The organism is Rhodopseudomonas sp. BR0M22 (assembly GCF_010907035.1).
GTDB lineage: Bacteria > Pseudomonadota > Alphaproteobacteria > Rhizobiales > Xanthobacteraceae > Rhodopseudomonas.
The window spans coordinates 1-8408 of sequence record NZ_QUMK01000113.1; the positions used below are offsets into that span (position 1 = coordinate 1).

8 protein-coding genes are annotated in these 8408 nt (G+C 65.7%); 4 read left to right on the forward strand and 4 right to left on the reverse strand.

The genetic code is table 11. The features are described 5' to 3' along the window. Positions 1-236: 236 nt before the first annotated feature. Entirely contained in the window at positions 237-1373 is a 1137-nt protein-coding gene (locus tag DY468_RS23760; protein ID WP_164607971.1) for a thiolase family protein, read from the forward strand. Beyond that, a complete protein-coding gene (locus DY468_RS23765) occupies positions 1370-1735 on the forward strand; it encodes a Zn-ribbon domain-containing OB-fold protein (protein WP_164607973.1) in 366 nt (121 codons plus the stop codon). The genes DY468_RS23760 and DY468_RS23765 overlap by 4 nt, the downstream gene beginning before the upstream one ends. 60 nt (positions 1736-1795) lie before the next feature. Here DY468_RS23765 and DY468_RS23770 read toward each other — a convergent pair whose 3' ends face one another. From DY468_RS23770 to DY468_RS23785, 4 genes are all read right to left on the reverse strand, one after another. Then, positions 1796-2347 (reverse strand): hypothetical protein, encoded by a 552-nt coding sequence (locus tag DY468_RS23770; RefSeq protein WP_164607975.1) that lies wholly within the window; start codon positions 2345-2347, stop codon positions 1796-1798. 118 nt (positions 2348-2465) lie between these two features. Next, positions 2466-4532, reverse strand: a complete 2067-nt coding sequence (locus DY468_RS23775; RefSeq protein ID WP_164607977.1) for a TRAP transporter permease — start codon at positions 4530-4532, stop codon at positions 2466-2468. Between the two features lie 26 nt (positions 4533-4558). Continuing rightward, positions 4559-5716, reverse strand: coding sequence for a TAXI family TRAP transporter solute-binding subunit (locus DY468_RS23780; protein WP_164607979.1), 1158 nt, complete (start codon positions 5714-5716; stop codon positions 4559-4561). 187 nt (positions 5717-5903) lie between these two features. Then, positions 5904-6125, reverse strand: coding sequence for an acyl-CoA carboxylase biotin carboxyl carrier protein subunit (locus tag DY468_RS23785; RefSeq protein ID WP_164607981.1), 222 nt, complete (start codon positions 6123-6125; stop codon positions 5904-5906). Positions 6126-6391: 266 nt separating this feature from the next. On the opposite strand from DY468_RS23785, the gene DY468_RS23790 reads away from it, so the two are divergent. After that, positions 6392-7357: an IclR family transcriptional regulator gene (locus DY468_RS23790; RefSeq protein WP_164607983.1), complete on the forward strand. Its 966-nt coding sequence runs from the start codon at positions 6392-6394 to the stop codon at positions 7355-7357. Then, positions 7266-8408, forward strand: a 1143-nt coding sequence (locus DY468_RS23795; RefSeq protein WP_164607985.1) for an acyl-CoA carboxylase subunit beta, incomplete at its 3' end; no start/stop codon positions are given. The genes DY468_RS23790 and DY468_RS23795, both read left to right, overlap by 92 nt.

Here is an 8408-nt window from a genome sequence, read left to right on the forward strand (position 1 = left end):
CCCCACCCCCGACCCCTCCCCGCAAGGGGGAGGGGAGCGCGCGGTGCTCGGCGCGATGCTGATCGCCTTAATCACAATCGGTCTCTCCTCCGTCATTCCGGGATGCGCTGCGCGAGCAGCGCAGACCCGGAATCTCGAGATCGTTGTGCGCAGAGATTCCGGGTTCGTGAGCTGCGTTCACGCCCCGGAACGACGTTGAGAGGCTCTGCCAAGCAACGAGAACAGGCGCTGATGTCATGAGCTACATCACTGGCGTCGGCCTCACCCGGTTCGGCAAGATCGACGGATCGACTACGCTCGGCCTGATGCGCGAGGCCGCGGAGGCGGCGATTGCCGACGCCGGCCTGAAGCGCGGCGACATCGACGGGCTGCTGTGCGGCTATTCGACCACGATGCCGCATATCATGCTGGCGACGGTGTTCGCCGAGCATTTCGGCATCCGGCCGAGCTACTGCCACGCGGTGCAGGTCGGGGGGGCCACCGGCATGGCGATGGCGATGCTGGCGCATCAGCTGGTCGAGAGCGGGGCGGCGAAGAACATTCTGGTCGTCGGCGGCGAGAACCGGCTGACCGGCCAGAGCCGCGACGCCTCGGTGCAAGCGCTGGCCCAGGTCGGCCACCCGGTCTACGAGGTGCCGCTCGGGCCGACCATCCCGGCCTATTACGGCCTTGTGGCATCGCGCTACATGCACGACCACGCGGTCACCGAGGAAGACCTCGCCGAACTCGCGGTGCTGATGCGGACCCACGCCCTCAGTCATCCCGGCGCGCAGTTTCACGAGCCGATCAGCGTCGCCGAGGTGATGGCGTCGAAGCCGATCGCCTCGCCACTGAAGCTGCTCGACTGCTGCCCGGTGTCGGATGGCGGCGCCGCGCTGGTGATCAGCGCAGAGCCGACCACCGAACATCGTATCAAAGTGCGCGGCTGCGGTCAGGCGCACACCCATCAACATGTGACGGCGATGCCAGCCGAGGGCTCGTCCGGCGCCGAGCAGTCGATCGCGCGCGCCTGGGCGGCGAGCGGCGCTGCTGTATCCGACGTTCGCTATGCCGCAGTGTACGACAGCTTCACCATCACGCTGTTGATGCTGCTCGAAGATCTCGGGCTCGCAGGCCGCGGCGAAGCGGCGGCGCGGGCGCGTGACGGCTACTTCTCGCGCGACGGCGCGATGCCGCTCAACACCCATGGCGGCCTGTTGTCCTACGGCCATTGCGGCGTCGGTGGCGCGATGGCGCATCTGGTCGAGACGCATCTGCAGATGACCGGCCGCGCCGGCGATCGTCAGGTGCGCGATGCCTCGGTGGCGCTGCTGCACGGCGACGGCGGCGTGTTGTCGTCGCATGTCAGCATGATCCTGGAGCGGGTGCGATGAGCGAGGCGGCGATCTCCGATTGGACCAGCGGCGAACTGATGATCACGTATCAGCGCTGCGGCGGCTGCGGCGCGGTGCAGTATTTCCGCCGCGACTTTTGCGCGGCCTGCGGCAGTGAGGATCTGACCACACTGGTCGCGAGTGGCGAGGGCGTGGTCTGCGCCGAGACCCTGGTGCATCGCGCTGCCACGGCTGAGGCGCGCGTGCATGTGCCGTTCAAGATCGTGCTGGTCGATTGCGCCGAGGGATTTCGGATGATGGCGCATGGCGCGAACGATCTGGTGATCGGCGACCGCGTTCGCGCCAGCTTCACGCATTTCACCGGGCAGCTGGTGCCATTGTTCGAGAAATCGGCGCGCTGAATGGCGGACATGCGAGCGGGCGCCTGTCCGCCCGCTGCCGTGTGCGATAATTGCGGAACGTCAGCCGCACCAGATCCGCACGACGCGCTCGGTGGTCGGATCGAGTTCGATATTGCCACGGTCGGTCCGATAGCTTCTATCGAGCATATCGCCGGTGTGATAGACGCGGAGTACCTTGCCGATCAGGTCGCACGCGCCCGGTTCGGTTGGTAACCACCACGGCCACGGGATGGCATCGCCGCCCGAGAGCGCGACGGCCTGCTTGGCGTTGTCGCTGGTGTCGAGCGACGCTTCCTTGGTGTTGCTACGGGCGTGAATCCGGACGCCGCGCAGGGCCTTGCCGGGTCCCCAGTAATCGGCGGGGTCGCGTGGGATCACCGCTTCAGCCACGATCGTCGTGATCACCTCGAGCACGATGCCGGTCGGTGCGTCGGCGACGAAATCGAAATCCTGAATGCCGTCGGCCGGAGGCAGGATGTAAAACCACGGCGACAGCCGCGGATGCTTCCATCCGGAGGTCGGCACCGTGCCATGGGTGACGATGTGAATTTGCGGGGGCTTGGTCTTGACCAAGCTGAGATCAACCGACGTGACTTCCAATACACGCTGCATTGCAAAACTCCTTGGTGTTAAAACACCAGGATGCTCAACCAATACGAGTAGTCAGTCCAGTGAAATTTGAACGACGGCGGTCGGGCGGCATCACGCCGCCGAACCGCCGTCGCTCACGTCAGAGTGCCGGACGTGCCACCGGCCCGGATGCATTGCCGCGGCGCACCAGCAACAAGGCGATCAGCAAGGTCGGCGCCAGCAGGCACAGACCGAGCGAGGTGACCTGCAACTGCGACAGCGGATTGATGCCGCCGCCCGGCGTCGCTAGCACGAAGCCGCCGATCACCAGTGCGACTCGCAGCGGCCATTCCAGCGCGCCGGCGCGGCGGAGATTGCCGATGCCGACCTGATAGCCCTGGATGCCGCCGCAGATGCACAGGGTGCCCGCGGCCGCCAGCGTGAGCAGGCCGAGCGCGGCGAGGTAGGGGCTCGGTCCCTGCAGCACCAGCGCAGGATTCATCACGAAGAAGAACGGGATGAAATAGATGATGCTGCCGACCCACATCGACTCCCACCCCGTCTTCATCGCCGGAGATCCGGCGATGCCGGCGGCCGCAAAGGACGCGATGGCGACCGGTGGCGTGATCGACGACAGCATGCCCCAATAGAAGATGAACATGTGCACCGCCATCCGGTTCAGTCCGAGCTTCTCCAGCGCCGGCGCCACCAGGATCGCCAGGAAGATGTAGCAGGCGGTGGTGGTGAGGCCGAGGCCGAGGATCAGGCTGGTGATCGCGCACATCGCCAGCAGCAGGAAGGCGTTGTCGCCAGCCAGCCGCAGCAGATCGGCCGCAAGGCTGGAGATCACGCCGGTCATCGAGAACGCGCCGATCAGCAGGCCGCAGCCGGCCAGGATGCCGATCAGCTCGACGAAGGTGCGGCCGTTGACTTCGAGGAAGCGGACGACGCTGCCGGCGGTCCACCGAGTGTCCTTGGAGAAGATCTGGTTGAGCACCAGCAGCAGCGCGGTGGCGTAGAACGGCGCGTGGCTCTCGCGCTTGAAGTACAACAGCATCACCACCAGCAGAGCGATGACGAAGGCGTAGTACCAGCCCTCCTTCAGCGTCTGCCACAGGCTCGGCAGTTCCGAGCGCGGAATGCCTTCGAGCCCGTGCCGCGCCGCGTAGGCGTCGACCTGCATGAACAGGCCGATATAGTACAGCGCGGCCGGCACGATCGCCGCCAGCGCGACCTCGGCGTAGGAGACATTGAGGAACTGCGCGATGACGAAGGCGGTGGCGCCCATCACCGGCGGCGCCAGCACCGCGCCGGTGGAGGCGCAGGCTTCGATCGCCGCCGCATAGGAGGCGCGGAAGCCGCTCTTCTTCATCACCGGAATGGTCATGGTGCCGGCAGTGAGCACGTTGGAGATGATCGAGCCCGACATCATGCCGAGCAGCGCCGAGGCGAAGATGCAGACCTTGGCGGCGCCGCCGCGGAACGTGCCGCAGATCGAGAACGACAGGTTGATGAAGAATTTGCCAGCGCCGGTCAGCATCAGCGCGGTGCCGAACACCAGGAATCCGATCACGGTGTCGGCGAATGCCTGGATCGGAATTCCGAGCAGGCTCTCGCCGGACAGTACGTGATAGGCGGTGGCCTGTTCCAGCGTGGATTGCGAGCCGCCGAGCGGGCCGAGCCAGCGCGCACCGGCGAACAGCGGATAGACGGTGAACGGGAAGATGCAGAGCAGCAGGCTCCAGCCGCCGGTGCGCCGCAGCGCCTCCATCAGCAGCGCCCACATCACCAGACCGGCGATGAAGACGTGGGTCGGCGCGCCGCCGAACTCCCAGCCGGCTTCGGCCGCTTTCCGGATGGCGCTCATCAGCACCAGCGCCGCCACTACGGTCGCGGCGAACAGGGCGATGTCGTACAGCGGCACGCGGTCGAGCCGTGCCGTCGGCGATGCCGGGAAGATCAGGAAGGTGAACGGCAGCATCAGCGCAATCAGGAGGTAGAAGTACTCCGTATTGAGCTGGGTGTAGCCGATGAAGAATCGCAGCGAGAACTGCTGGTTGATACACAGCAGGATGGTGGCCGCGGCGGCGGCCACCAGCGCCCAGCGCCAGAAGCCGGTCAGGCTTCGGACGCGGGTGACTTCGGCTTCCTGCATGTTGTCGACCGAGTGCGGATCGTCGAGCACGATCCGTTTGGTCGGGCGGGCGGCGGATTCAGCAGCGCGCATGGCAATGTCCCCGGCGTTGCGATGCGTTACTCGAACCCGTTCGGCAGGCCGGCGCGCTTCAATGCCGCCGCCCGTGCGGTCATCCAGCCGTCGCGGAATTCCTGATCACCGGACGGCGCGGCGGCTGCGTACTGCTTCCACGCCGCGGCCAGCACCTCCTGGCGCTTGATCAGCCCGTCATTGTGAGTCTGATCCTCGGTGGTCCACTGGCCGGCTTCCTTCAGCGCCTTCACAGCGCCGGGATGGAACGGCACCACCCATTTCATCGTCTGGGTTTTCACCGCCAGGCCGGTGGCGCCGGGGGCATTGTCCTTGTAGGCGTCGTAATCGACGATCATCGATTTGGTGATCGAATACACCTGATCGGGCGATTGCGTCGCGTAGACGGTGGCGATCGGGTAGGGGTAGTTCGACAGTTCGATCGGTTTGCCGGGCTGGTGCGCGGCGCCGCAGCTCGACATCGCCGGATTGAAGAACGGCGCGACCTTCTTGACCCGCTCCCACGCCGCCTTGTCAGCGTGCGGCATCGGCGGCCAGATCAGGCCGCGCGGCGAGTTCTCGGCCTCCCGCGCCGGACCGGTGATGGTGGTGCCGAAGGCTGCGTCGACGTCGTTGTTGACCAGCCCCTTCCACATCGCGCCGTAGCTGGCGAATTCGACAATCTTGACGTCGGCCTTGGTCAGGCCGCCATAGGCCATGATGCCGAGTGCGTTCTGGTTGAGCGCCGGCGAGCCGACCACGAAGCCGACGCGCTTGCCGCGCAGATCCTTGATTTCCTTGACGCCGATATCGGCGGCGACGCCGAGCGAAGAGCCATTGCAGTCGACGACGCTGAGCGTGATCTGCAGCGGTTGCGGGCCCCATTCCTTGGCGCCGAATTCGAACACGCCTTCCTGCGCGAAGTAAGTGCCGGATCCCATCCAGGCGAGCTGGGCGCGGCCGTTGCGCAGCGGGGCGAGGCGGGCGACGTCGTTGCCGGCGGGCAGCACGCGGACGTCGGTGCCGTGCTTGTCCTTCATCATCTTGCCGACCGCGACCGCGATGTTGAAGCCGGCGGTGCCGGTGTCATAGGCGGTGAACGCCATCGTGGCTGGTAGTTTGATGTCGTCGGCGCGCGCAGTGGTTGTGGTGATCAGCGCGCAGCTCACGGCCAAGGCCGCGAGCGGAACGAAACGTCCCGTCATGTCTCTCTCCCCGAACGCATCCGCTTTGCGGATTGCTTTGTTATCGGGGAAGCATGTCATCGCCTCGAAGTGATGGCAACGCGGTGCGGACGCTGTCTGCACACCGCATCTTGATCGCGTGATGCGACATTACGTCCCGTAATCGCGCTTAGCGTGTGCGATCCGAGAATGCACGCGTGTGACGATGTCAGCTTTCGATTACCGCCACGAGCTGGCCTTCGGCGACGATGTCGTCGAGCGCGACGTGCAGCGACTTCAGGGTTCCGCCGGCCGGAGAGGGCACCGGAATTTCCATTTTCATCGCTTCGACGAAGGCGATGTCGTCTCCTTCGCCCACCCCGTCGCCGACCGATAATGGCAACGCGCAGACGCGGCCGGCGACTTCTGTGACGATCTTGATCTCGGCCATCGGCTGTTCCTCCGTCGTGTTGTTGTTGTGGCGCCGGGTTCCGCTGCTGCGGCCGGCGCCAAAAATCTTGCGCCGAGTGGTCGCGCGTGGGGCGTTGCGCCGCGCGCGTCGATATTGTCGGGGGAATTTGCCTGATGTAGCTTTGTCTTCAAGCGGAATTATATTCCGCTGAGCGAAACAAAAACCAAGAAACGTAAGGTGCTCCGGGTAGGAACGATCAGTGCTCTCGGAGCATCGAGCATCATAACTACGCAGGACAAAAAGACATGGGACGACGCTCGGAGCGACTGTGCAGGCAAGGGGATGTGGCCGGTGACGGTGACGTGATTCAGGTGGTGTCGCGCGCCTTCGACGTGCTGCGCTGCTTCGAAGGTCACGACGTTCGGCTCGGCAATCTTGAAATTTCCAATCGCTGCGGCTTGCCGCGCTCGACGGTGTCGCGTCTCACCCACACGCTGACCCGCATGGGCCAGCTCGTCTATCTGCCGCGCGACCAGAAGTACCGGATCGGCCCCAGCGCGGTCGCGATGAGTACGTCGATGACCCGCGGCCTGCAATTGCGCAATCTGATCCGCGCGCGCCTGCAGGAGGTCGCCGACCAGATCCCCGGCACCATCGGCTTCCTGATTCCGGACCGCTTCCATCTCGTCTATCTCGAATTCGCCCGCGCCGCTCACGCGCTGGGGCTGCATTCGACCACCGGCAGCCGGATTGCGATCAGCCGCTCCGCTGCCGGCCACGCCTACGCCGCCTCGCTCGAGGACAACGTCGCGGCGGCTCTGATCTCGGACATTCAGCGCGACACGCCGGCCGATGCGGCGCTACTGAGCGAGCGAATCGATGCCGCTCGCGCGATGCTGAACGAGCGCGGTTACGTGGTGTCGTGCGGTCTGTTCAGCCCGCACATCAACGGCATCGCGGTGCCGATCTGGGCGCCGCAGTACCAGACCTACGTGATGGTCACGATCGGCGTGCTGGCCGCGATGTACGACGAGCAGCGGCTGCACGACGAGATCGCGCCGCTTCTGCTCAAGCTCGCCGGATCGATCGAGCCTCTGGTGCAGAATGCGGACGGCGGTCTGGTCGCGGTGCGCCCGGCGGGAAGCAACAACAAGAAGACGATCAGGCCGGAGGGAATGCATGAATTGGAAGCCGGAGCTCGACGAACTGGCCCGGCGCGAGACCTTCGCGCGGCAGATGGGCGGCGCCGACAAGGTCAAGCGCCAGCATGACCAGGGCCGGCTCACCGTTCGTGAGCGGATCGACCGGCTGTCCGACGCCGGCAGTTTTCACGAGATCGGCGCCGTCGCCGGTCTCGGCGAATACGACGCCAGCGGCGAACTGATCAATCTGACCCCGGCCAACTGCGTGTTCGGCCGGGCGAAGATCGATGGCCGCACCGTGGTGGTGGTCGGCGACGACTTCACCGTGCGCGGCGGTTCGGCCGATGCGTCGATCCAAGCCAAGCCGCAGATGGCGGAGGAGATGGCGCACGACTATCGCCTCCCGATCATCCGCGTGATCGAAGGATCGGGCGGCGGCGGGTCGGTGAAGACGATCGAGAGCAAGGGCGCTGCCAATCTGCCCGGCGGCGTCAATGGCACTCGCTGGTACTCGTACACGACGGCGAATCTCGCGCAGGTGCCGGTGGTCGCGCTCGGGCTCGGCTCGGTGGCCGGCCTCGGTGCGGCGCGACTCGCCGCCAGCCACTATTCGATCATGACCCGCAGCTCGGCGATGTTCGTCGCCGGACCGCCGGTGGTGGCGCGACTCGGCCAGGATCTGAGCAAGCAGGATCTCGGCGGCGCCGACATCCAGACCCGCGCCGGCGCGATCGATCATGCGGTCGACACCGAGGAAGAAGCGTTCGCCTGCGCGCGGCGCTTCCTGTCCTATCTGCCGTCGTCGGTGCACGAGCTGCCGCCGACGCTGCCGTGCGACGACGATCCGGAGCGCTCCGACGAGAAGCTGATGAAGGCGGTGCCGCGCAATCGCCGGCAGGTCTACAAGATGCGGCCGATCATCGAGTCGGTGGTCGATCAGGGCTCGTTCTTCGAGATCGGCTCGGCGTTCGGCCGTTCGATCATCACCGGCTTGGCGCGGCTCGAGGGGCGGGCGGTGGCGGTGCTGGCCGGCGATCCGTATCACTACGGCGGGTCGTGGACCGCCGACACCTGTCAGAAGGTCATTCGCTTCGTCGATCTCGCCGAGACCTTCCATCTGCCGGTGGTGTATCTGATGGATTGCCCCGGCTTCATGATCGGGCTTTGGGCCGAGAAATCG

What these genes read in the sequence shown, in the direction of transcription:
- DY468_RS23760 (WP_164607971.1), top strand. Translation starts at nt 237, where the DNA reads ATGAGCTACATCACTGGCGTCGGCCTCACCCGGTTCGGCAAGATCGAC.
- DY468_RS23765 (WP_164607973.1), top strand. Translation starts at nt 1,370, where the DNA reads ATGAGCGAGGCGGCGATCTCCGATTGGACCAGCGGCGAACTGATGATC.
- DY468_RS23770 (WP_164607975.1), bottom strand. Translation starts at nt 2,347, where the DNA reads ATGCAGCGTGTATTGGAAGTCACGTCGGTTGATCTCAGCTTGGTCAAG.
- DY468_RS23775 (WP_164607977.1), bottom strand. Translation starts at nt 4,532, where the DNA reads ATGCGCGCTGCTGAATCCGCCGCCCGCCCGACCAAACGGATCGTGCTC.
- DY468_RS23780 (WP_164607979.1), bottom strand. Translation starts at nt 5,716, where the DNA reads ATGACGGGACGTTTCGTTCCGCTCGCGGCCTTGGCCGTGAGCTGCGCG.
- DY468_RS23785 (WP_164607981.1), bottom strand. Translation starts at nt 6,125, where the DNA reads ATGGCCGAGATCAAGATCGTCACAGAAGTCGCCGGCCGCGTCTGCGCG.
- DY468_RS23790 (WP_164607983.1), top strand. Translation starts at nt 6,392, where the DNA reads ATGGGACGACGCTCGGAGCGACTGTGCAGGCAAGGGGATGTGGCCGGT.